Below are 23,350 nucleotides of genomic sequence, written 5' to 3'. Positions count from 1 at the left end.
GGCGGTCAAGTATTCTCGCCGCCCGCCGAAGGAGCCACAGAAGTTCCTCGCCAGCCTTGCCTGCAAAATACTGGAGAAAACCCCATGAACCCGCCCAGGTCACGAATCGCCTGGCAGCTCGCCGCCGCCCTCGCCCTCATCCTCGTGCTGCTGATCAGCGGCAGCACGCTCTTCGCCCTGCGTTCCCTCGACCAGGCCAACATCGCGACCCGTGAAGAGCACCTGGCCAGCGAAGCGCGCCTGCTCGCCGACCAGCTGAGCACCTTCCACGGCAGCCTGCGCGAGAGCACCCAGCGCCTGGCCAGCCTGTTCGAGCAGCGCTTCGCCAGTGGCGTCACCCTGCATGCCGACGAGCGCGTGCCGGTCGCCGCGCTCAACCCGCCGGCCCTGTACCTCAACGGCCAGGCGCTGAACAACGACTTCACTCTGGTGGACGAATTCCGCCACCTCACCGCCGGTGTTGCCACGGTGTTCGTCCGCGATGGCGAGGACTTCGTGCGCATCACCACCTCGCTGAACAAGCAGGACGGCAACCGCGCCATCGGCACCGTGCTCGACCACGCCCACCCCGCCTACCAGCGCCTGCTGTCCGGGCAGAACTACGTGGGCCGGGCGCTGCTCTTCGATCGCTACTACATGACCCAGTACACGCCAGTGCGCGACAGCGGCGGCCAGGTCATCGCGGTGCTCTTCGTCGGCTTCGACTACACCGACGCGCAGAACGCCCAGTTCGCCAACCTGCAGCGCTTCCGCATCGGCAAGACCGGCTCCCTGGCGCTGATGGACGAAACCGGCAAGTGGCTGGTGACCCCGGCCGGCGTGCACCGCCCCGAGGCCATCGGCGACACCCTCGCCGCGCTGGCCCGCGAGTCCGGCCATGGCCGCTTCTGGAATGACGGCGCGCAGGATTTCTTCAGCGTCGCCGTGCCGTTCGCCGACGGCCCCTGGCAGGTGGTGGCGAGCATGCCCAAGGCGGAGATCCGCGAGGTCACCTGGAGCGTCGGCGGCCAGCTGGCCTTCGGCAGCCTGCTGGCCATGGCGCTGGCGGTGGCGGCGGTGATCTGGCTGCTGCGCAAGCGCCTGCGACCGCTGGGCGAGCTGGTGGAACAGGCCCGGGCACTGGGCGCCGGCGACCTCAGCGTGCGCCTGGATGTTTCCAGCCACGACGAGATCGGCGATCTGGCGCGCAGCTTCAACCAGATGGGCGAGGCGCTGTCGACCATGGTGGCGCACATCCGCAGCTCGGCGCAGCAGGTCGGCAGCCGTTCCCAGGTGCTGTCCGGGCTCTCCAGCGGTGCCTATGAAGGCATGGAGCAGCAATCCGGCGAGATCAGCAGCATGGCCGGTGCGGTGGAGGAATTCAGCGCCACCTCGCTGAACATCGCCGACAACATGCGCGCCACCGAGCGCCTGGCCAGTGACAACGCCCAGCAGACCCGCATCGGCCAGAGCTCGATGGGCGAGGCCTCGGCGGCGCTGGAACAGATATCCACAGCCCTAAACGGCACCGCCGAGGTGATCAACACCCTCGGCCAGCGCTCCCAGGAGATCGGCGGCATCGTCGGCGTGATCACCGCCATCGCCGACCAGACCAACCTCCTGGCGCTCAACGCCGCCATCGAGGCGGCCCGGGCCGGTGAGCAGGGCCGTGGTTTCGCCGTGGTGGCGGACGAGGTGCGCAACCTGGCCGCCCGCACCCGCGAGGCGACCACCGAGATCTCCAGCATGATCGGCAGCATCCAGGACGAGACGGCCAGCGCCATCAGCACCATGGAGCACGGCAAGGCTTTGATGCAGGACGGCCTCGCGCGCAACGCCAAGGTCGCCGCTGCCCTGGCGCAGATCGCCCAGCAGAGCAGCGCCGCCGGCGAGCAGTTCGCCGCCATCACCACCGCCACCCAGGAGCAGAGCAGCACCGCGACCCTGCTCAGCAGCAACCTGCAGAGCATCGCCCTGGCCAACAGCGAGCAGCGCGAGGTGGTCGCCAACCTGGCGCAGACCGCCCAGGAGCTGGATCGCCTGGCCGAGGAGCTGCGCCAGGAAGTGGGGCGCTTCCGCTAGGCCCCGGTTTCACCGCGATGAGAAAAGGCGCCCCCCGGGGCGCCTTTTTCATGGGGGCCGGTCGTGCCGGCGCTCACTTTCCGGCCAGGTCCTCGAGCGCCCGGCTCAGGCTGGCGCTGGACAGCTCGCCCATGTGGCTCTTGAGCAGGCGCCCCTGGCGGTCATAGAACAGCGTGGTCGGCAGGCCGTAGGAGCCGGTCAGGGCGCCGAAGCGGTTGCTGCCGTCGATCAGTACGTCCTGCACGTCCAGGCCCTGCTCCCGCAGGAAGCGTTGCACCTGCTCGCGGTTCTCGCCCTGGTTGACCAGCACGAAGCGCAGGTCGGGCCGGGCCTTCTGGGCCGCCTGCAGGGCCGGCATCTCGCGTCGGCAGGGCGGGCACCAGGTGGCCCAGAGGTTGACCACCAGCGGGCGTCCATCCCGTTCGCGCAGGTCGACGGGCCTGCCCGCCAGGTCGGTCAGCGCCACCTCCGGCAGTTGCCGGCCACGCTCCAGTGCCGCGATCACCGCGCTGCCGCCGCCCCAGAGCAGGGCGCCCACCAGCAGCGCGATGCCCAGCGGGCGCCGCACGGCCGGCTGGCGGCGGGCATGCAGGAACCCCACCAGCGCTGCCATCGCCAGCCCGGGAAGCAACAGGAAGCCGCCATCGCGGATGTCCAGCATGCGCCAGGGTTCGCTGCGGTACTCGGCGAAGTAGAGGGCGACGAAGGCGAGTCGCGCCGCCAGCACGCCGGCCAAGAGCATGGCGAACAGCACGGGCTCGGGATTGCCTCCGCGTCGGCGGCCCTGCCACCAGCCGCAGGCGAGCGCGGCAAAGAAGCCCAGGTAGAACAGGGCTTGTGCGGAGGAAATGGCCAGGGGGCCGAGTTGCAGGCTGTTCATCGCGCGGGACCTGGGCTGGGCGGGTGGGGCCGCAGTATGCCATCGGCCCCGGCGGGCACCTGGGGGCAAGTGTTTCCCTGCTTTGCCGGCTCAGGGCTCCGAGGAGGGACGGTACTGCAGTGCCTCGGCGAGGTGGTGGCGGGCGACGGCCTCGGTGTCTTCCAGGTCGGCGAGCGTGCGGGCGACCTTGATGATGCGGTGTGCGGCCCGCAGCGACAGGCCGAGGCGCTCGCAGGCACCCTCCAGCCAGCGGCGGTCCTCCTCGGGCAGCGGGCAATGGCGACGCAGGCCCTGGAGATCGAGGAAGGCGTTGGCGCAGCCCTGGCGATCGAGCTGGCGCTGGCGGGCGCGGGCCACGTCGGCGGCGGCGCTGGCGCTGTCCTGGCCACCGGGAGGCGGGTCGTCCAGCGACGTGGCTTCGCGGGCGACAGTCAGGTGCAGGTCGATGCGATCGAGCAGCGGGCCGGAGAGCTTGGCGCGGTAGCGCTGGATCTGTTCGGGCGTGCAGCGGCAGCGGTTGGCGCTGTCGCCCAGGTAGCCGCAGGGACAGGGGTTCATCGCGGCGACCAGCTGGAAGCGCGCGGGGAAGCGCACACGGTCGTTGGCGCGGGCGATGACGATCTCGCCGCTTTCCAGGGGCTCCCTGAGCACTTCGAGCACCTTGCGATCGAACTCGGGCAACTCGTCGAGGAACAGCACGCCCTGATGCGCGAGGGTGATCTCGCCGGGCCTTGGCTTGCTGCCTCTAGGGCAAAACGAAATAGATGAGACAAAAATGCCCTGGAGCCCGCATTCCTTCGTTTTTTTTATACCCAATTTATGAGACGAATTAACGCAATAGCTGCGACTAGGTCCAGAAAAGTACGAAATAGCTGAGATCATGTCCGAGGAGCCATCTGTCTCAGGCTCATATCCAGGCATGAAGGTCATCGCGAGAGAGTCTAAGCAGCTCGTTTTCGAGTTGGTTTTCGTGTCTACGCTCATGCCGTAGCTCTTGCTACACAAGGCAAGAATTGCGTTCCGGCTAGCGAAAACCCGCAGTTTTTCGCCCTCTTCTCTAGTTCTGATCCCTCCATGGGCACAGATTGGGCCTTTTCGCCACACGTCGCTGGGTAGCATCTCTGGCAATACAGCCGATGGGTGCCCTATGTCTTCTACTGTCCATAATGGCGAGCTGATCTCGCAGACCCGCCGTAGCAAGTCCATGACCCGCAGCCTCTCAGGAGTGCTGCCCTTCCGCGGTCAGGGCGTTTCGTACGAGTCGGGCCTGGAGCGTGATTTCATCCGAATCTGGCTCCTGGATCCGGAGGTCGTTGCGATTGTCGCGCAGCCGGCTCAGATCCCATTTACTGCGCGTAACGGTCGCAGCTACATCTATCCACCTGACTTCTTCGTCCAGTTTGATGAGCGGACGGGCCGTAAGCCGCTGCTTGTTGAAGTAAAAATGCGGGAGCAGTGGGTGCCCAACTGGCGCGAATGGCTCCCCAAATGGAAGGCCGCATACCGCTATGCCTGTGATCGGGGATGGGAGTTTCGGATCTATGACGAGACGCGGATTCGCGGCCCTGTGCTTGAGAGCGTCGAGTTCCTCCAGCGGTACCGAAACCTGAATTTCGATCCGACTTTCACTTCGGCTGTGCTGAACACGCTCTCGAACATGAAAGCGGCGCCGTTCCACCATCTCATAGCGCGGCATTTTACGGGGAACGAGGCCATTGGCCGTTCGCATCTCTGGCACCTCATTGCCACCGGCCAGGCGCTCGCTGATCTCGAAGAGCCATTGGACGAGTTCACTATTATGAGGGCGCGTAAATGAAAGGGGCTGAAACCAAAGGGTTTGCTCCCAGCAGAGCAGCGGTGAGTCTTCTGATCGGCGAGTTCGTAAACTTCAAAGGTCAGAATTATCGGCTGTCAGCGAACATGGATTACCACCACATGATTGGTATCCATGTCGTTTCTGGTATATCCAAACTTTTGCCAATTCAAGAGCTAAGGCGTGTCACTTCTGAGGACGTGAAGGTCAGCTCCTCTAGCTCCTCTCTCGACCACATTGCAGATCAAGATTGGGCGGAGGCTGAGAGGCGTTGGGCAATCATTTTGCCGTTAATTAAAGGTGACCTTTACAAGGCTGGCGCTGTGGAAACACGAGCGCAAGCGTGCAATGTCAGTAGGGCTTCTGTTTACCGTTGGATCGAACGCTATCAGAGCACTGGTGAATTTTTATCGTTAGTACCTCGCCGACGAGGCTGGAGAGGGGGCTCTGCGAGGTTAAGCAAGCAAGTAGAGCTCATCATTGCCAATGTTATTCAAACATCATATCTGTCTACGAGTAGGCCGACGAAGTTAGAGGTACACGGCGTTATCTCAGATGCCTGTGAGATGCAAGGCCTGCCACCACCTTCTTTGCCAGCGGTTTCCCGGCGAATTGAGCAGGTGCCAAGGAAAACTAGATTAAAGGCTCGTGGTCACGGAGATATTGCCAAGGATACCTATGAGCCAACACCTAACAGTTATGAGGCAAACTATCCTCTTCACCGCATCCAGATCGACCATACTCCTGCAGACGTAATAATTGTTGATGATGTGTATCGACGTCCAATCGGTCGCCCAACTCTAACTCTCGCAATCGACATGTATACGCGACTTATAGTTGGCTACTACTTGTCCTTGCATGGGCCGTCTGCACTATCTGTCGCCATGTGTCTAGTTCAGGCCATGTTGCCTAAACATAAATGGCTTAATCTTCACGAAATAGATGCAGAATGGAATGCATGGGGGAAGCCCTATGAAGTGCATAGTGACAACGGTCCCGACTTCAAAACTGGGTCTCTTATCCAATCATGCACTCTCCACAACATAGAGCGTGAGTTTAGGCCAAAAGACACGCCCCACTGGGGGGGGCATATTGAGTCTTTGATGAACACCAAAGCGCGAGCGTTTGCGACGCTGCCTGGTGCCACCTGGCGGAATATCAATGAGCGCGGTGAGGTAAATTCAGATAACGAGGCGATTCTGACTTTTGCTGACCTGGAGAAGTGGCTAATTGCAGAAATAGTTAAATACAACAATAAGCCGCACAGTGGTATAGCTTTTATGTCTCCAGCCAGTAAGTGGCACGAAGCATTTTTTGGTAGTAGTTTGAGGAAGCCTATCTGCGGCCTTCCGCCAGTGCCGCAGTGTCCTGTTACTTTGGAAATTGATTTTCTGCCATCTGCTTATAAAACAGTGCAGACTTATGGGGTTGAGTGGAATGCCTTTTACTATGCAGAGGTTCTACGTCCATACATAGGCCGTAAGGATCCTGCTACGAACAAAACTGAAAGGTTGGTATTTAGGCGTGACCCAAGAGACATCAACTATATTTGGTTCTTTGAGCCGGTAGAGGGGAAGTACCATAAGATACCTATCTCAGACGAGCCTTACCCAGGTGTAACTGTGGAGGAGTATCGAAAAGCGAAGCTTATTGTGAAGAAGGAAGGCATGGGGATGGCAGATTCATCTCTTGTCAGAAAAATGATCGCTCTCCAAAAGAACATTGTTTCTGATGCGGCTGCAAAGACGAAATCTGCTCGCAGAACGCAACAGAACGCCAAGAACAATGCCAAATTAAAGTCTCCAGGAACTGTCCTTGCCGGCGAGCAGGGAGTGATAAATAACTCAACCCAGACTGCTCCTGTAGTTGCTGTAGATGATTGGGGTGATGATACTGAGGTTGGTCTATATGGAGGCGTCGCATGACAGACTTCAGTCATGTTCTTCCAGAATTTCGGTGGCAGTTTGGCCTTTCGGATTCCGAGCGCTTATCTCAGATCGCCCCGCGATGGATCGATTATGAGTTTGCAGACAAGCTCCATAACATGCTCTTCGCGAAACTCTCGGGTCATCGGGATCAGCCAGACATTTTTCTTCTGGGCGACTCTCGAATGGGCAAAACAACTTTGATTAAGCGATTTATTGATATTCGCGCACCGCAGTTCATCAATGAAGAGGGTATTCGAGAGAAACCTGTCCTCATGATTGAGATGGACCAGCCAAGTCCTAAGCAGTTTCTGATAGAAATTCTTAGCACCTCAATCTCACCCTTCAATCCCGACGCACCCTTCGAGAATCTCTTCTTCAAAGCAATGAATCTGCTGGAGAACTGCAAAACGAAGATGCTGATCATTGACGAGGTCCAGTCGCTTACCCAAGGCACCGCTCGTGAGATGACAGCAATTTCGAGGCTCATCAAGCGGGTAAGCAATAAAACCGGCATATCCATCGTTGGAGTTGGGGTGAAGTCTGCCAAGCAACTGTTGCAAAAGGACGAGCAGTACGCCAATCGGTTTGTGGCGGTGAACGTGCCTGATTGGACGGCTTCTCCAGCTTTCCGACAGTTCCTCAAAGGCTTCGAGTCATGGCTCCCGCTGAAACATGCTTCTCACCTGTCCAGCAAGGAAAAAGCCTCGCTTATTCTGCGCATTACGGAAGGCAACACCTCGAAGGTTGAGGAGCTTTTGCTTGGGTGCGCTCGACTGGCGATTACCTCCGGCAAAGAGTGCATAGACCTCGACCTACTGGGTGCACCCAAGTGGAAGAAGGACGTCAACTTTGGCATACGGGAAGTCGTGCTATAGATCCCCGTTGGCCCCTCGTTCCAGCCCTTCGCCAGGATGAGCTTTTCTCGTCTTGGCTGATCCGCTGCGCTCTTTGCCATGGCTGTGATCCGCTTGAGTTGGCACAGCTGCTATGGCCTGACCGTCGTATCTGGACACGCGACTGCGATCTGGGGATTTGCGGGTTGTCTGTTGCGACACTCTCCAAGCAGTCGGGTCTCAGAGAAGAAATACTGCGGGAGGCAACTCTGGAGCCGGTCTGCAAGCTGCTTGGCCATGAGCTGCGGCGAGTTGGCATTACTCCATGGGTGCTCACTCTCGGTGGTAGAAATACCAGGCGTGCTGGTGGGCTTCAGTACTGCCCCATCTGTTTCACGGGGCCTCGGCCTTACTACAAGGTGCAATGGCGCCTGGCATGGCATACCTGCTGTTCTGAGCACGGGGTGTTACTCCGGGATCGTTGCCCGCATTGTCATGCAGTCCTAGCCCCTCATCGCCTCGACTATCAGGCTCTAGACTTGAGGCGTTGCCACCAATGCCATGGGCTGCTTTCTGAGGTAGATCCTGAGCACTCATCAGCCGGTGCCGAAGAGTTGGAGTTGTTCGCTGATTCGATCGTGCGAGGTCGATCTGATGGCTTCGGCGGTTTGAGGCTGAGCCCCGAGGATTGGTTTGATCTGATGCGAGGGCTGCACCGGCTGATGCGAGCGTTGTCGATCCATCGCACAGGCCCAGCCAGGGAGTTCCTAGAGCACCTGGATGTGGATATCGATGATCTTCCAAGCGTGAGCTTGGGGCTGGCGTTGGAGTGCTTGCCTGTACCAGATCGCGTCGCCTACCTATCGGCGGTGAACTCGGTTCTGAGGGCTGGTTCGGCAAGATTCTCAGAGGCGGCTGACACAGCTCACTTATGCCATTCGAGCTGTCAGGCGGCCATCGGCCGGAACCTCTCATGCCTGACTCACTTGCTGCCCAAGACAACTCCTCGGGCTCACGTGCATGGCGCACCAGATCGCCTTTCACCTCGCAGTAAGAATTCAGTTCTGCGGTCCTGGCTTCTGTTTCAAAGGAAGGCTAGCCGTGCAGGAGTCATTCGGTAGATGAAGGTAGCAAGAGAGAGTACGACGTTGAACAACCATCAGGCTGCTCACACCCCCTCCCTCAGGTGCGATGAGTGTCGGCGCGGAATGGCCAAGGCCAAGAAGGTGCATCGCGGGCGCAAGTTCTGCATGACCTGTTACGCCCGGCTGTTCAAACGCCAGCTGTGTTCCGGCTGTGGGAATTTCTCGCGACTGCCCGTGTTCGACACCAGCACGGTCTGTCGGAGGTGTGAGGTCCAGAAGCCCTGCGTCCGATGCAAGCGGACTGGTGGCAACATCGGCAAGCTGACCCCTGCAGGCCCGGCCTGCGCCTCATGTTCTCACTACTTCCGAGAAGCTGAACCTTGCGAGCGCTGCTCTACGGCCTCGACACGATTGGTCCGGCGAGAGATCGATGGGAACGTGCTGAGATGCTGTCCTACCTGCATATCCAAGCAAAACAGTACGACTTGCTCGTCGTGCCGACTTCCAAGGGCATCCGTCACGACAGAGGGGGCGCCGCTCTGCAAAAGGTGCTTTGCTCTTGGAGAGGTGCCTTGCCCGATGTGTACGCAAATGATGCCTGCAGGAAGAGTGAAGTCATGCCAGGCCTGTTCTTGGGATAGTTCATTCGAGGCGCGTCTGACGCGTCTGCAGTACGGTACCGAGAGCGCCCAGGTACAGGCGGCTTTGTTTGGTTTCGCGATCTGGCTCAAGGCACGCAGAGGCGCTCAGTTTGCAGCTCTCAATCTTCAACGCTATCTCCCCTTCCTGAGTGAGCTTCACCAGCATTGGGCCGAGATGCCCAGCTACGCAGTGCTGGTTGATCACTTCAGTGCGGAGGGGCTGCGCCGTGTTCGCTCCGTGGTTAACTGGCTTCAGGAAACTGGCCAGTTGAACGTTGATCCGGAGGTTCGAGAGCGAGCCAGCGAGCGTAGACGGATTGCTCACTTACTGAAGGTGTTGCCGGAGGGACCTGGGCGTACAGCCCTGCTTGGGTACTACCATTGTCTTGAGCGGCGCCTGGATCTGGAGCAGCTCCAACTGCGATCGATGAGGATCGCGTTGAGCAGCGCCGTTCGGTTACTGTTCAGTACCGATGCGGATGGACAGCGTCTCCCAGATCAGAAGGATCTGCTGCAGCTACTACGCAAACGGCCAGGGCTGTGGGCGTCGCTCTACGGTTTCGTTGGGCACTTGAACCGGCGGCACTCCCTGAAATTAACCCCATGGGTAGATCCCGCCTGGTTATGTAGGGCAGCTCATGCTCTGAAGGAGAGGAGGCTGTTGGAGTTGTATGCTGAGGCCGGAACTGGTGAGGCCTATGAGCGGCGCTGGATCAGCATGGCGTTGTCCTGTTTCCACGGCCTGGGTCGTATTGGTACGAGGGTCTTCAAATACGCCCCCACCGAGCATGGTGGGCAAGCCGGTTTCACCGTGCTCCTACGTGGAGAGGAGTACTGGGTTCCCGCAGTTCCTCCGGCGTGATCCCTTCTGGGAATCACGGCCGGCACGCTGTCCGCTCGAGTGGCGCACTGGAAGTCTGCTCTTTGGAAATGGTGAAAAAGGCAGGGAATGAGCTGTCGGATGACTCAAGGGCGTTTGCTCCGATGTAGGCAAGATATCGCTAGCGTTCGCGCTCGCGCTGCCGGAAGCGCTTAACGAAATCGCCATCAATAAGCTTGTCGGTATCAAGATCAAGGGCGCAGTTAACCAGCGACGCTAGGGTGTTATCAGACACGCTAAAGTCGTTCGGAATGAAGCCGTGCGCGCTGATGCTGTTGTTTTTGATGCGAGCGAAGTATGCCTTCAGAAAATCAGACAGACCCGGGCGACGACTTTCCGTGGCCGACGCGGTGGCAGGATCCTGCGCGTAGACTTCTGCGTTTTGGGCATCTTCACCGATGGCCTGAACGACGGCGCTCAGTGATGGCCAGTATTTCAGGTCGTACTGGTCCTTCAGAGAGTCCAAGTGCTCTTTTACATGCCACTCGAAAAGGTGAATTTCCTCTGACTCGGCCGCAGCTTCTATAGGATCGAGGGCGTGGTAGAAGGTGTCGCAACTGAAACTGGAGGTTTCTTTAATTTCGTCGCGCCGCGCGAGCAGTTCGACGAGATCATCTGCTACTGCGGCGATCCGCGTGTTGATGTCGGTGAGCTCTTTACGCGCCTGGCGCGCTTTGTTGAGCTTCTCAGGGCTCCACGCCATGGGCGTCGAGGCGAATACGTCAAAGAAAGCCTCCAGGGCTCGATGGCGGTGCGATAGCGACGCATAGAGCTCCTCGTATGCGTCGCTCAATTCGTTCCGCCGAGCGAGCATGAGCTCAATAACCCGGTTTACGCTTGGCCAGATTTTGTGTGCCTGGTTGTACTCCAATTCCGATCGAAGGATCGCTTCGCAGACTTGAACGGCTTGAGATGGGGTGCCCATTGTTCGAGTTACCTACCTGTGGAAGATGTGCCAAAGCTAATGCTCAGCGACTCTATCGTCGGTACCTGTGATAAAAAAAATTTGAGGCCTGTAGGTACCTGGTCCTTTCTTCACCATTCACATGCTCCCTATTCTCCCGTCCCGGCGACCCACGCAGCAGATCGTGGATCGCCGAGCCTTGGGAGAGGCCAAGGTTAGTTATCCTGGAAAACCTTGAACTCTAGATGGTGGAGGCATTGCTCGGCGGGAGTCTCCGGCTCACATGCCAGTCGGATAACCCTTGTTTCACCGACAGCCAAGGGAGGCAAGCAGCCACGTGCCTGGTAGCTATGCTGATCTGGCTTCTCAATGAGCAGGCTTCCGGGCAAGTCCGGTTTCAGCGGATAACGGGCGTATAGCCGAAATGGCAGCCTGCGCAAGGAGGGTAGCTCGAGCGGAACTCCGTGTTAGGAAGCAGCGTCAAATCGTCGCCTCACCGCAGACCAGACACTCCAGAGTCGCACGGCTCAAACAGCCAGCCAAATAACGACTTCGACTGCTTAGCCACGAACGGAATCTTAATTCGGAAATCTCAAGGAGGACCTATGAGCAAGTCCAAATTTAAACTTGCAGCATTGATAGGGATTGTTTCTTGTCCTAACGCTTTTGCTCTTGATGAAGTTTCACCCGAAAAAATAATAAAGAGATTAACGCCATCTTTTGAAATTCAAAGTTTGGGCGAGGACAGTTTTGGTGAGACTCTCAGCCCCCATAAGGGGTCCTTTCAGTTTGTACATGCCGACTTACCTAAAACCGGCGCATTAAAACTGCTAGGCCTCACAAGAAATTATAACCCTGATAAAGTGGCAGGCTTTAATCGCCCTCAGCAGGAATTTGCCGATTGGGGATTGGTGCTACCGCATATAAGAGCTACTACCCAAGCACCAGGGCAAGCTGGACTTGTTGCAGCCCCGTGGGTAGGTGATTGGCGAGTAGGTGTTTCATCGGGCTCATATAAAAGGTGCTCAGAGTTTGGTTTGGTCTACTCGGATACTGGAATCGTAAACCCAAATCAGACCCCCCCTAATCGCGAAGTTTGGGCAGATGGCGTACAGTTAATCGTACCCGGTGGTGGCACGCAGGAGGTGCTGAAACCTTCGGTTGAATATAAGTCAAAGGTCAATCCCGGACAAAATTCGCCATATTTGATTACTCAAAAAAACTGGAAAATTGACTGCCTGAGCAGCACCGTTAATGGAGACCCCGGCGAGGGGTTTCTCGCTATTTCTCCCGATGGAATTAAATATTATCTAAACTGGATGGCGCATGATTTCATAGGGAGGCTAACCGTCGGAGCTCCTATAATAGAAAATAACGATCCAGGCGTTGATTACATGGCTCTGACCAATTCAAAGTTGATGCCAACGCGAATTGAAGACCCCAGCGGGAATTATGTTGACATTACATACAGTGGTAAATATATAAAAGCCGTAACATCTAGCGATGGGCAGCGAGTAGATTTTTCGTGGAGTGACCACGGCCTATTGTATTACAACAGATATACGCAAGCATACAATCCTGCATATTACATAGATGAAATTAAATTAACTGGGCCCGACACTTCTACCAAAACCTGGCGATATAAATACTCTCCGTACGCTAGCCCAGGAGACCCGACTGGCGATTGGAATCTCACAGAGGTTGTCCTGCCCGATGGTAGAAAGTGGAAAATATCTCTGGGCACTTTAACCTCAACGATACCAATGACTCCAGGTGGATACAGTTACCCCCCTTATTGTATTCATAAGCCGTATAGCAACATAGGCCAAGGGACAATTACACACCCTACAGGGTTAGTGGGCAAATTCACAGGACAAGTGCAGTGGCATATATCAAAAAAACCATATTCGAGCTGTGCCAACCTATCCGAGACGGGCGAGCCAATACCATACGCAGCTGATCCAGACAGAGAATTCCATGCAACTCTTTTAGAGAAGTCATATATTGACAATGGCTCGCAGGCAACTTGGAAATATAATTACAGTGCATCTGATGCCTCTACTGGATCGACAATAGATAATAGCTCTTTCGAGAAAGCAAGGACGACAATAGAAAATCCAGATGGCACCAAAGACCTATACGTATTTAATAATGTCTTTGGAGCATTAGAGGGAACGCTGGAAGAAGTTTATTATGGTGTCACTTTAGACTCTTCTAACAATCCGATTTCCTCGTTAAGAACAGTCAAAAAACAGTATGTTGTTTCAAATAGCGCTTTTCCAACTTCGCTGGGCACCACCGCTATGTTTGATGGGAACATGCAGGCGCCGAGTATTTATGCCCCAATAGTGTCTGAGGAAACAACTCAAGATGGGGTTGTTTTTAAAAAAGAAATACAGTCCTTCAATGAGTTCGCAGATCCAGTATTGACAACTAAAACCAGCTCAGTGGAACCTGCAAGACAGCTTAGAACGAAGAGCACATTTTACAGCAATAAAGCAAGATGGATAATTTCGCTAATCGACTCAGTATCGAATGCGGATAATGGCGATCAAATCGCCAGATATGTGTATGACGCATCCAATGGAAAATTAACCGAGCGCTACGGGTATGGTCTTCTGCAGGCCAGGTACAACTGGGGAGTGGATGGCAATCTCCACTCTTACTTTGATGGCAATGGAAATGAGATAAAGCTAGGTAACTATAAGCTTGGGATTCCGCAAACAGTTACTTACCCAGACCTCTCGACTACAACTGCTGTCGTTAATGGGTTCGGGGAAGTGGTCTCAGTTACGGACCAGGGTAATGCAACGAGGAATTTCGAATATAACTTGTCTGGCTGGATGATATCTGAGACCCAGCCCATTGATGACTCTTCACCATGGCATAACACTACGTATTCTTACGACTCAACTGAAGCACGCCTAATTGTCACAAAAACCACTGGCGTATTAACTGAGAAAAACTACTATGATGGAATGCTACGCCCTATAGCCAAGGTAGTTAGCACACCAAGTTCAACCGTCATCAAAGGCAAGAGGTACGATTGGAAAGGTAGGCTAATATTTGAATCATACCCTCAGGAAGGAGACATTAGCCAGCTTGGAAATTTGAAGGGATTTTATACATCCTACGATGCTTTAGATCGAGTTGTCAGAACTGAGCAGGACTCCGAGTTAGGAAGGTTGGTTACGACAACCAAATACCTTTCTGGATTAAAGTCAGAAACCACGGACGCCAAGGGGTACACAAAGACAGTCTCATACCAAAGCTTTGGTTCACCGTCGTATTCAGAACCTACTGAAGTCCAACTGCAGGGCACTAAGCAGATCATAAGAAGAGATATCTATGGAAATGTCCTGAGCGTAACCCAGGGCGGTGGTTTCAATGGTCAAAATTTAAGCCTGACAAAGAATTATTATTACGACGAGAACATGCGACTTTGTCGGATTAGCGAACCAGAAACTGGCAGCTACATGCAAGGTTTAGATGGCGTAGGAAACATTCTCTGGTACGCAGCAGGACAAGCAGTAGTTGGAGATGGATGCCAGAGGGCAGCGCCAAATGAGCAAAAAATTCGTCATGAATACGACGCTCTAAATCGTCTGATAAAAGTCACTTATCCGGACGGGACTCCAGGGCGCCAATACGTCTACGACTTGATGGGGCGACCAGTACTAGCCACTTCAGGGACTAACAAATGGAGCTTTACCTACAACAAGCGCGGACTATTAACTTCTGAGAAATTGACATCCGGAAGTAGCGGCTCCGTTGTTGGTTACGAATATGATTTATACGGTAGCCGATCAAAAATCATATACCCAAATGGAGTCGCTATAGAATTAGCACCGGACCCTAACGGCAAGCCTACTAAAATTGGAGACTACGTAAAAAATATCCGCTACTTCCCCGATGGGCAAATTAAGCACATGACCTACGGGAATGGGTTCGAATATGCTGCGATTCAAAACGCACGGATGCTTATAGATGGTATGTCCTATGCAAAATCGGGAATTTCTCATTACATGCAAGTTGTATCGAGAGATGAGAACCTGAATTTAACGCAAATAATTGATTCAACGAGCAATGGCTTGCGAAACAAGTCCATGACATATGATTCTCTGAATCGTCTATCTAGTGCAAATGCACCAGCCATTTGGGGCAAGGAGACTTTTCAGTATGACCCGCTTAATAATATAAGAAAAATAGTAAACAAAGGAACAACAAAGGATTTTAATTATAGCTCCAGAAACCTTTTAGAGGCCGTAAGTCAAGATGGCGAGACTATCAGTACCTATAAGTATGATGCTAGAGGAAATCTGATCGGGAAAAATGCATCCATCTTAACCTTCAACTTGGCAGATCAACTAACTAAGCAGCTCAAATCAAGGAGCGACTATGATGCTTATGGGAACCGAGTTGGACAAGATGAAATCACAACCGGAGTCCGCACAATCTATGGCTACAACCAGGATGGTGCATTGCTATTTGAAAGAGACTTAAGTTCAGGCAAATATACAAACTATTTCTACGTGAACGGCACACTAGTTGCCAAAGAGCAAGAATAGGGTGTGCCGACAATGAATATACTTAGCTTGTTTTCTGCTTATTCTCTGTCTCTATTTATGAGTTTGTTGCTGGCGAGCCAAGCATCAGCCGGAACGATAACCTACTATCATGTGGACTCCATTGGAAGTCCAGTTCTGGAGACTAATGCTGCTGGCGTAGTGACAAGAAATATCGACTATAGACCCTATGGTACAACGGAGTTATCCCCCGCCGTGAAGGGTCCCAATTTTACAGGGCATATATACGATCCCGATTTAGATTTAGTGTACATGAAAGCTAGGTACTATGACCCGAGCGTAGGTAGATTCATAAGTGCAGATCCGCTTCGGCCCAAGGATGGAGATCACTTTAGCTTTAATAGATACGCCTACGGAAACAATAACCCATACACATTTATTGACCCGACAGGAAAAAGTGCACTTTCCAACTTTTGGGCCTCTGTGATGACGTCTCTAGGGCTGTCTCTAGCTGCCCATGGCGTGTCGGGTGGTGCGATGAATATATCAACCCCTGAAGATAGTGACCCATTAGCCTCCCCCGGATCCAACATAGGCAGTCCGTCAACTTGGATATCAACTCCAGCTTCCCCTCCGCCACCTGACGATGATGACCGCTGGACTCCTCCTGAAATTAGAGGGACGCAAGTGGGATTGCGTGACCCAAGTAAAGTCGATGCCATAAAAAACGACATGTTGAATGGCAGATATGATTACTCGATATCCGAAGGGCAAATAGGAGGATTCAAGGACGTGAATGGCGTGTACCATATCGGAGAAGGTCATACTCGCGTTGCAGCTGCTAGAGAAATATTGAGAGAGACTGGAAACTCTCAGCCACTTAGAAATCTGATCAATAATGGCCGATGGACGTCCGGTGTTGATGCGCCTGCTAATAGCAGACCCTTACCAGGCCGCGGCTTGATAGAAAGCATTCGCAACAGGATCGGATTATGACTAAGCTAGATATTTATATGTCGATAGTAAGGGATGCGGTTATTATTTCGCGAAATCGCTCCACACTTCCATTCTGGGAGCGGATTCGAAGAGGGGTGGAATACTACGAGCTTGAATTAGCCCATGGCATCTTCCCATGCTTAAATAATGCGGAATTTGATTCGGCAGACCGCTGGTTTCTCGAAAACATAGCAACTTGGTACGTGCGTCACTGCACGAAAGAAATATCGCCTAACTATCTTGAGAACTTAAAAAGGCTATCTGAAATCTGTAGTTTGGCAGGAGATCAGTTCTGTGCAAATATGGAGCTTCCAAAGCTGACCTCTCAGAGGTAATGCTATATCAACTGCAGCGCTACACTTGTATAAAGTGTAGCGTCTGCCGAATTATAATAGCCGTTTTGGATGGGGCGGAATTGTTCGGCATGGCAACTTATACCTCAAGTTTTCATGTAAAGCCGCTGTGAGCGAAGCTGCTGCTGGAGAATTGGCATGAAGACCACTACGACATCGGCTTCGAGCTGAGCCTCATAAGTTCGCCGAGCACGACAGCGGCTATCGCCAAGGCGGCGGAAATGCTTCTATTACCTCGTCTAGTGGGAAAACCTTCACGCCTTCCAGCGCAAGTGTGCCGATGCACTGGCGCGCATCGGGACGCTCGAATCGAAGGTTGCACTGGAGATCATAGCAATGCATGCGGACCCGCACCTTCGCGAGTATGGCAAGGAGGTGCTGGAACATTGGCCCTTGCCGTTCAAGGGCCGCGATATGCAGTAGATCGCCTTCTCTCAGCCGTTCCAAACGCCGATGCCGACGCGCGCGCCCTCCCCTCACGCCATTGGCCACCACAGCCGGGCATGAAGAGGTGAGTGATGACGAGATTGAACAGGAGCGGCCGTGAGAGCGCTCGCCGGGCTATAGCGCCCGCACCGGAATACAGATGTCGCAGCTGAACTCTCCGGTTTCAGGGTCGACCGCCGTGGTAGCGGAGAACCTCTCAAAGCATGGACGGTCGTCGCATTGCAGGCCGCTCGAGGGCATCCATTCACACATCAGCCACGTCCAGGCGTCCGCCAGCTTCTCCGTCTTCCCCTTGAAGCTCGCGACGGCATAACGACCACCCGGCAGGGTACTTATATCGGCTTGGCCGCCGGCGACGAAATGCGCGGGCACTTCGACGCAGGCGTCATACCGGCACTTGCTGGCGGGCGTTATCGAGGGATCGTCATAACCCACGCCGTAGCAAGCCTCCCCGCTGAGGCCGTTCGAGAGCATCCAGGGCGCAATCGTATCGCGCCAGAATGCGCTCACTGCCGGGCCGTAGGGGCCAATCAAGCGTTGATAGGCGACTCGCACCCGGGGTAGATCGATGATACGTACGTCCATGGAGGTCTCTTCCGTTGATAGACAAGAGACGTCAGCCTCCCCGAACGCAGCCTCGCATGCCTGACTGCTATTGCCGAAGACCTGATCAGGATTGCTATTCAGTACGCCAGGTTGCTGGCCGAGGGCGGCCGCCTGTGCAGCTACACGCAGCGGAGCATGGCTGCGCCAGTCCGACGGTGTGCAGCCGAACTTGAGCTTGAAGGCCCGCGCAAACGCCTCGCCCGAACGGAAGCCAGTGGCCAGCGCGGTTTCGAGAACAGTTTCAATGGGGCCGCAGGACAGACGAAAGGCCGCCTTCTCGAGCCGACGCCGACGCGCATAGCTGCCAAGCGTTTCCCCCATCCACGCGGCGAAAATGCGATGGAAATGGAAGCGCGAGAAATTGGCGATATCCGCCAATCGCTCGCCATCCAAAGGCTGATCGAGATGAGCATCGATGTAGTTGAGCACGCGGTTCATGCGTCGCGTGTACTCGGCGCGTGATGCCTGGGCGCAAGATTTGCTGGTCATGGTCCCTGGATCCGAAACGTCCCTGTAAATAGGCAGTAAGCATGTTGGTTGAGCAACGATAGCTGCTCAACCACTACTTCCCCGAGCGATACAGCGTAGAAGCATTGAATGTCTTCTATTGGCCGAAAGCAGACGCTGATCATAGGCAGCTACCGGCCAAGAGCTGACACTCTTAAATGTCGGCTGATTGAGCTTCTCGGCTGGAAAGCTTTGGTCCTGACAAAGCTTTTAACTGTCCTATGCTCAACAGTCCCGGCTGGCCTTCTTGTAGTGGCGTGCCTTCTATCCACACATGAGGCCCCTATCATGGCCGCTCCCTCTCGCTTGCTCGTGCAAGGCACACCGGATGATGATTTTCTGGTGGCTCCGTTCCAACCCAGCCGCCTCGTTGGCGGCGCTGGTGACGACATTCTGATCGATAGTCCCGGGTCCGACTCGCTCTACCCGGGCGAGGGGGCCAACCGTCTTTACGGCGGCCTAGGTAACGATTACTACATGGGCCAGTACGCCGGCGGCACTCAGGAAATCCTCGATTTCGATCCCACACCGGGAAACATCGATACTTTTGACTTCGGTGAGTCTGCGGAAAATATCGCGGGCATCGAACGCCATGGAGATGATTTACATATACGAGGGTATGGCGGTGATGAAGATGTGGCTGTCTTTCATAACTTTTTTCTCGATCCGGCTTTTCGCATCGAGCGCTTTCGTTTTAATGGCAAAGTGCTGACCGATAAGGACATGCTACGCGCATTCCATTTCGATCCGGCATCTATGCCTCATGCCGACGAACCACCGAGCTATACAGAAGGGCGCATTCGTTTGAGCGGCGGCGAGAAGCCAGATCATTTGTCTGCGGGAGATCAGGCCACCTACATCTCGTCGCACTGGGGACACGATCTGCTGATCGGAAGCCGCTATAGCGATGTGCTCAACGCCGGCAATAGTGAGAGTCCGTCGTTTACCATCAGCCCGCACCGTAGCGACCGCCTGTATGGCGGACCGGGCGGCGACTACTACCTAGTCGACTCTGACTGGCGCCACGCCGAGATCAGCCTCACCGAAATCCAGGACTACGACACCACACCAGGCAATATCGACACCCTGCATATTCGAGGCGATGAAAGCCCCGTTTACACCCGGGTCACTGGAGAGGAACGTGGCGATCTGGTTTTGGAGCTGAATACCAACCAGCGCATTACCATCAAAAACTATTTCCTAAATCAGGCGTTTGTGATCGAAAAGATTCGCTTCGACGACGGCTCAGTGCTCGATGAGGCAGCGGTTCGTCAGCGCGTAGGGCTGCCACCAGCGAACTCGCCACAGGCGAGTCTGAGCACCCCGGAGCATTTCTATGTAGACGCTAAAGCGGCGCCCGCAATCGAAGGCTTATTGGACTTTGTGCTGGCTACTGGAGCTGCACTGGCCCGCACCGGACTGCAATAAGCCCATACGCCCGACCGCGCTTATTGAGGCGATAGTGCTCAAAAAACATGCAACCCGGACAAAGCTGATGTCCTCTGATAGCCAGTGCTTCGGCCTTCTGAAAAGTGGGGCAAAACAGCCACCGAGACAGCTCATTGTAGTTTCTGACGAAATGAGATCAGCCAGGCTCATGGAGTGAGGAGCGCACCGGCGGACGCCGGAAGCAGTCAGTAACGCATGGGAATCGTTGAGCGATGAAAATTGCCTGTCTTGGATGGGGATCGCTGATATGGAAACCAGGGATCCTGCCGGTGAGGGAAGGCTGGCGACATGACGGGCCTGACCTTCCCATCGATTTCGTTCGCGTGGGCGACGGCGGCGAGCTCGACGCAGTGATCTCGCCTGGCGCCCGTCTGTCACGCGTCCTTTGGACCGTAGTTGAAACCCAATCCCTGGCCGCAGCCAGGGAGTTCTTAAGACTCAGGGAGAAGATTCCATCCTCACAGCCAAAGTGCGTCGGTAGTATCCCCAGCTATGGTCGGCACTATCCATACGCACAAGAAATTGCGCGCTGGGCCCGTTCTATCGGTGTGGAGGGCGTTGTATGGACAGCGCTTCCTGCTCGTTTCAAGGAAATCAATGGAAGATGCCCAACAGTTGAGGAAGCGCTCATTCACCTTCGAAACTTGCCAGAGGATGTTCAGCGCCATGCCGAGCTCTACGTCCGGTCTGCCCCTCGGGTCGTAAGGACAAATATCCGGTCGGCACTTGAAGAAGAGTTTGGCTGGTACCCGAATGAGATCGCAGCGCGTGTGATGAGTATCAGACAGGGGGCTCCGCTACCTGGCTCCAGCCGCAGGGTGTATCAAAGCAGAACCGCTTCGTGAACGAGCTGCAGTAGCCTGTCCACCATCATGCTTTCTTGGCGATTTTCACGGGCTTGGGTGGTTCCGCCAAGACGGAGAGTAGCTGTTCCTTGGCGATGGGCTTGCTGAGCAGAAATCCCTGCACTTCGTTGCACTGATCACTCTTCAGTATTTCGTATTGATCCTCAGTCTCTACGCCTTCCGCCGTGACCGTCATACCCATCGCTCGCCCCAGGTGGATGATGGCTTGGACAATGGTGCGGTCATTGCCCCCCTTGGCTAGTGAGGCGATGAAGCGCTTGTCGATCTTGATGCTGTCGAAGGGATAGGTCCGTAAATAGCCCAGGGACGAATAGCCGGTACCGAAGTCATCCATGTTGAGCTTCACGCCAAGCTCCTTGAGTGCATGCATGGTTTTCAACGCGCCTTCGATATCGTTGAGCATCACGTTTTCGGTGATCTCCAGTTCAAGCCGGTTCGCCTGCAGGCCCGACAGCCTCAGCGCTTCGCGGACATCCTCAACGATATTGCTGCGAGTGAATTGAGCGGGAGAGACGTTCACGGACACCACCAAGTGAGAGGGCCACTGCATGGCTGTTTCACAAGCTTCGTTCAGCACCCAGCGGCCTAGCTTGACGATGATGTCCGACTCCTCGGCAATGCCGATGAATTCATCCGGCCCAATTAGTCCCCGCTCGGGATGGTGCCAGCGCACCAGGGCCTCGATGGAAGCGATCTCCGTGTTACGCATTTTGTAGCGTGGCTGGAAGTGCAGCACGAACTGGTTCTTGCTCAATGCCCGGCGTAGCAGCAGCTCGACTCGATGGTTCTCCTCCATCTTGCTGTTGAGCTCTGGCGAGAAGTAGCGCCAGGTGTTTCGGCCATCGGCCTTGGCCTTATACAGAGCCACATCAGCCAAGCGCATAAGGTTGACCACGTCATGCCCATGCTCATTCGCCAATGCGATCCCGATGCTTGTTCCCACGTTAAGAACATGATCCTCGTAGAGCACCTCTCTCTGAATTTCAGTGATCAGGCGGGTGCAGAACTGATCGATTGCCTGCTTGTTACCAGGCACTGTCAGGATTACCACGAACTCGTCTCCTCCAAGACGGGCGACCAAGTCGTTGTCGCGCACGCAAGCGCGAAGTCTTGAGGCAATTTCTACCAGGACCGCGTCGCCGGCTGGGTGGCCGAGGTTGTCGTTGATAGGCTTGAAGTGATCCAGATCGAGCAGAATCACCGCGAAGTCAGTATCGATGGAAGGGGCAAGCTTCTCCGCTGTGTAGCTGGCGAGGCCGTTGCGATTAGGGAGTCCGGTCAGGGCATCATGAAGGGAAAGGTGCTGGATCTTGGCATGGGCTGCGACCTCGTCAGTAATGTCGCTGGCCGTTCCGCGGAAGCCGCCGAAGCCTTCCCCGGTGATGATCGCGGTCGCGGAGAGGCGACACACGCGCTGCTGGCTGAGATGGTCCCGATAGACGCAGCGCAAGCTACGGGCCGAACAGTCGCTGTCTTTTAAGCAATCCAACCAATTGGAGAGATTGGTGGAATCGCCCAGCATCAGCTCTTCGAGAGGACGGCCGATCCAATCGCTAATGGCTAAACCAGTCAGATCGGTGAAGCGAGCCGATAGGTAGATCAGCCGGTGCTGAAAGTCGGTTTCCCAGATCCAATCGGACGAGGATTCGGCGACGGCTCTGAAGCGCTCTTCGCTGTACTGAAGATCCTCTTGGGATTGTTTGAGCGAATCGTAGTTCTTATCCAGCTCTCTGGAATGATTGATGGCCTGGCGGATGAAGAGCGCCATCAAGATGCCGATCAGCGCAACAGCTGCAAGCAGGGGTGGTAAAACGGCCCATAACAGCTCAAGGCCTGGTGTCGATGCTGTCCACGTCAAGGCGAAGGCGGTATCACCCAGCGGGATTTTATCCCTCTCGAACTCACCCTCGACAACTTGCAGGTCTTTCACGCCGAATGAACGCCCCAGCTTCATTAGCTTCGTTGGGGTCAGCGTGTCGATGAAGACAAGAACGGACGCGCTCTCGATGACAGCACTTGGATCTCGGTCACCAGGCGTTATGGCAGAGGCGGTTAGAAGAGCTGGCTTGCTCCGAAACAGAACATATTCGGCAGTGCTTTGCTGCTTTCGCGCGGCGTTCCGCGCGCGAGCAACGATCTCGTCCTTGGGGTAAGTGATAACACTCTCGAAGGGGGTGTCAGTCAGCTTGCCTTCCATCAACGAGTACTTCGTCTGGCCGTCTCCGAGGACAAACACGCCTTCGAAGCCATTGTTGAAGTAAAGAGAGGGGCCGACGTTGTTCGCATCGAACGCCCATTGAACATCGACCTCATCATTCAGATGTTCATAGGCGGATGTCCAAACTGCATAGGTCTGCAGCATGGCGGCCGTAGCGCTTTTGCGTTCAGCGAAGGCCTTCTCTGCGTAAAACCGACTTTCGTCCTGCTCGACCTGATCCAGGTTCCGGGCAATATGGAAGAGCAGGAGAATGGCGCCAAGCGTGGCTGCGCAAAAAAGGGCTATGAAGCTGAGGATGGTCCGGCTCATCAATCGGGTGCGCTTGGACCGATACGTTGTGGTCATGACCAAGTCCCT

Annotated in this window: 14 protein-coding genes and 2 pseudogenes; 11 read left to right on the top strand and 5 right to left on the bottom strand. The window is 55.2% G+C overall.

What is annotated here, in order from left to right; translation table 11 throughout:
* Nucleotides 1-84: 84 nt before the first annotated feature.
* Together HSX14_RS31505 and HSX14_RS31500 are read left to right on the top strand one after the other, a co-directional pair.
* Nucleotides 85-1,158: pseudogene (locus HSX14_RS31505) on the top strand (Cache 3/Cache 2 fusion domain-containing protein); the annotation flags it as partial.
* A gap of 42 nt (nt 1,159-1,200) precedes the next feature.
* On the top strand, nt 1,201-2,061 hold the full coding sequence (locus HSX14_RS31500) for a methyl-accepting chemotaxis protein (RefSeq protein WP_420803764.1): 861 nt from the start codon (nt 1,201-1,203) through the stop codon (nt 2,059-2,061).
* Between the two features lie 73 nt (nt 2,062-2,134).
* Here HSX14_RS31500 and HSX14_RS00900 read toward each other — a convergent pair whose 3' ends face one another.
* Both HSX14_RS00900 and HSX14_RS00895 read right to left on the bottom strand, forming a co-directional pair.
* Entirely contained in the window at nt 2,135-2,941 is an 807-nt protein-coding gene (locus HSX14_RS00900) for a TlpA disulfide reductase family protein (RefSeq protein ID WP_173178528.1), read from the bottom strand.
* A 90-nt stretch (nt 2,942-3,031) separates the two neighbouring features.
* Nucleotides 3,032-3,685: pseudogene (locus tag HSX14_RS00895) on the bottom strand (ATP-binding protein); the annotation flags it as partial.
* 460 nt (nt 3,686-4,145) lie between these two features.
* On the opposite strand from HSX14_RS00895, the gene HSX14_RS00890 reads away from it, so the two are divergent.
* From HSX14_RS00890 to HSX14_RS00870, 5 genes are all read left to right on the top strand, one after another.
* On the top strand, nt 4,146-4,757 hold the full coding sequence (locus HSX14_RS00890; RefSeq protein WP_173178527.1) for a TnsA endonuclease N-terminal domain-containing protein: 612 nt from the start codon (nt 4,146-4,148) through the stop codon (nt 4,755-4,757).
* Nucleotides 4,754-6,679, top strand: coding sequence for a helix-turn-helix domain-containing protein (locus HSX14_RS00885; RefSeq protein ID WP_175384233.1), 1,926 nt, complete (start codon nt 4,754-4,756; stop codon nt 6,677-6,679). Before HSX14_RS00890 ends, HSX14_RS00885 begins: the two co-directional genes overlap by 4 nt.
* A complete protein-coding gene (locus HSX14_RS00880; RefSeq protein WP_111262984.1) occupies nt 6,676-7,557 on the top strand; it encodes a TniB family NTP-binding protein in 882 nt (293 codons plus the stop codon). The genes HSX14_RS00885 and HSX14_RS00880 overlap by 4 nt, the downstream gene beginning before the upstream one ends.
* Entirely contained in the window at nt 7,446-8,636 is a 1,191-nt protein-coding gene (locus HSX14_RS31495; protein WP_420803751.1) for a TniQ family protein, read from the top strand. The genes HSX14_RS00880 and HSX14_RS31495 overlap by 112 nt, the downstream gene beginning before the upstream one ends.
* 543 nt (nt 8,637-9,179) lie before the next feature.
* A complete protein-coding gene (locus HSX14_RS00870; RefSeq protein WP_173178524.1) occupies nt 9,180-10,103 on the top strand; it encodes a hypothetical protein in 924 nt (307 codons plus the stop codon).
* A gap of 139 nt (nt 10,104-10,242) precedes the next feature.
* On the opposite strand, the gene HSX14_RS00865 is transcribed toward HSX14_RS00870, so the two are convergent.
* A complete protein-coding gene (locus tag HSX14_RS00865; RefSeq protein ID WP_173178523.1) occupies nt 10,243-11,046 on the bottom strand; it encodes a hypothetical protein in 804 nt (267 codons plus the stop codon).
* 584 nt (nt 11,047-11,630) lie between these two features.
* On the opposite strand from HSX14_RS00865, the gene HSX14_RS00860 reads away from it, so the two are divergent.
* From HSX14_RS00860 to HSX14_RS00850, 3 genes are read left to right on the top strand one after another with little or no spacing between them, the layout of a single operon-like run.
* Complete coding sequence (locus HSX14_RS00860) at nt 11,631-15,593, top strand: RHS repeat domain-containing protein (RefSeq protein WP_173178522.1); 3,963 nt, start codon at nt 11,631-11,633, stop codon at nt 15,591-15,593.
* Between the two features lie 12 nt (nt 15,594-15,605).
* Complete coding sequence (locus HSX14_RS00855; protein WP_173178521.1) at nt 15,606-16,547, top strand: RHS repeat-associated core domain-containing protein; 942 nt, start codon at nt 15,606-15,608, stop codon at nt 16,545-16,547.
* The gene (locus HSX14_RS00850) at nt 16,544-16,882 is read left to right on the top strand and encodes a hypothetical protein (RefSeq protein WP_146603040.1); all 339 of its coding nucleotides are present in this window, start codon (nt 16,544-16,546) and stop codon (nt 16,880-16,882) included. The genes HSX14_RS00855 and HSX14_RS00850 overlap by 4 nt, the downstream gene beginning before the upstream one ends.
* 579 nt (nt 16,883-17,461) lie before the next feature.
* Here the strand turns inward: HSX14_RS00850 and HSX14_RS00845 are convergent.
* Nucleotides 17,462-18,442, bottom strand: a complete 981-nt coding sequence (locus HSX14_RS00845) for an AraC family transcriptional regulator (protein ID WP_175384232.1) — start codon at nt 18,440-18,442, stop codon at nt 17,462-17,464.
* Between the two features lie 306 nt (nt 18,443-18,748).
* Here HSX14_RS00845 and HSX14_RS00840 point away from each other — a divergent pair, with 306 nt between their 5' ends.
* Nucleotides 18,749-19,888 (top strand): calcium-binding protein, encoded by a 1,140-nt coding sequence (locus HSX14_RS00840; protein ID WP_173180392.1) that lies wholly within the window; start codon nt 18,749-18,751, stop codon nt 19,886-19,888.
* 891 nt (nt 19,889-20,779) lie between these two features.
* Here HSX14_RS00840 and HSX14_RS00835 read toward each other — a convergent pair.
* The gene (locus HSX14_RS00835) at nt 20,780-23,338 is read right to left on the bottom strand and encodes a bifunctional diguanylate cyclase/phosphodiesterase (protein WP_228723521.1); all 2,559 of its coding nucleotides are present in this window, start codon (nt 23,336-23,338) and stop codon (nt 20,780-20,782) included.
* Nucleotides 23,339-23,350 lie beyond the last annotated feature (12 nt).

The organism is Pseudomonas tohonis (assembly GCF_012767755.2).
Taxonomy (GTDB): domain Bacteria; phylum Pseudomonadota; class Gammaproteobacteria; order Pseudomonadales; family Pseudomonadaceae; genus Metapseudomonas; species Metapseudomonas tohonis.
This window is presented reverse-complemented; position numbering and strand designations above follow the sequence as displayed.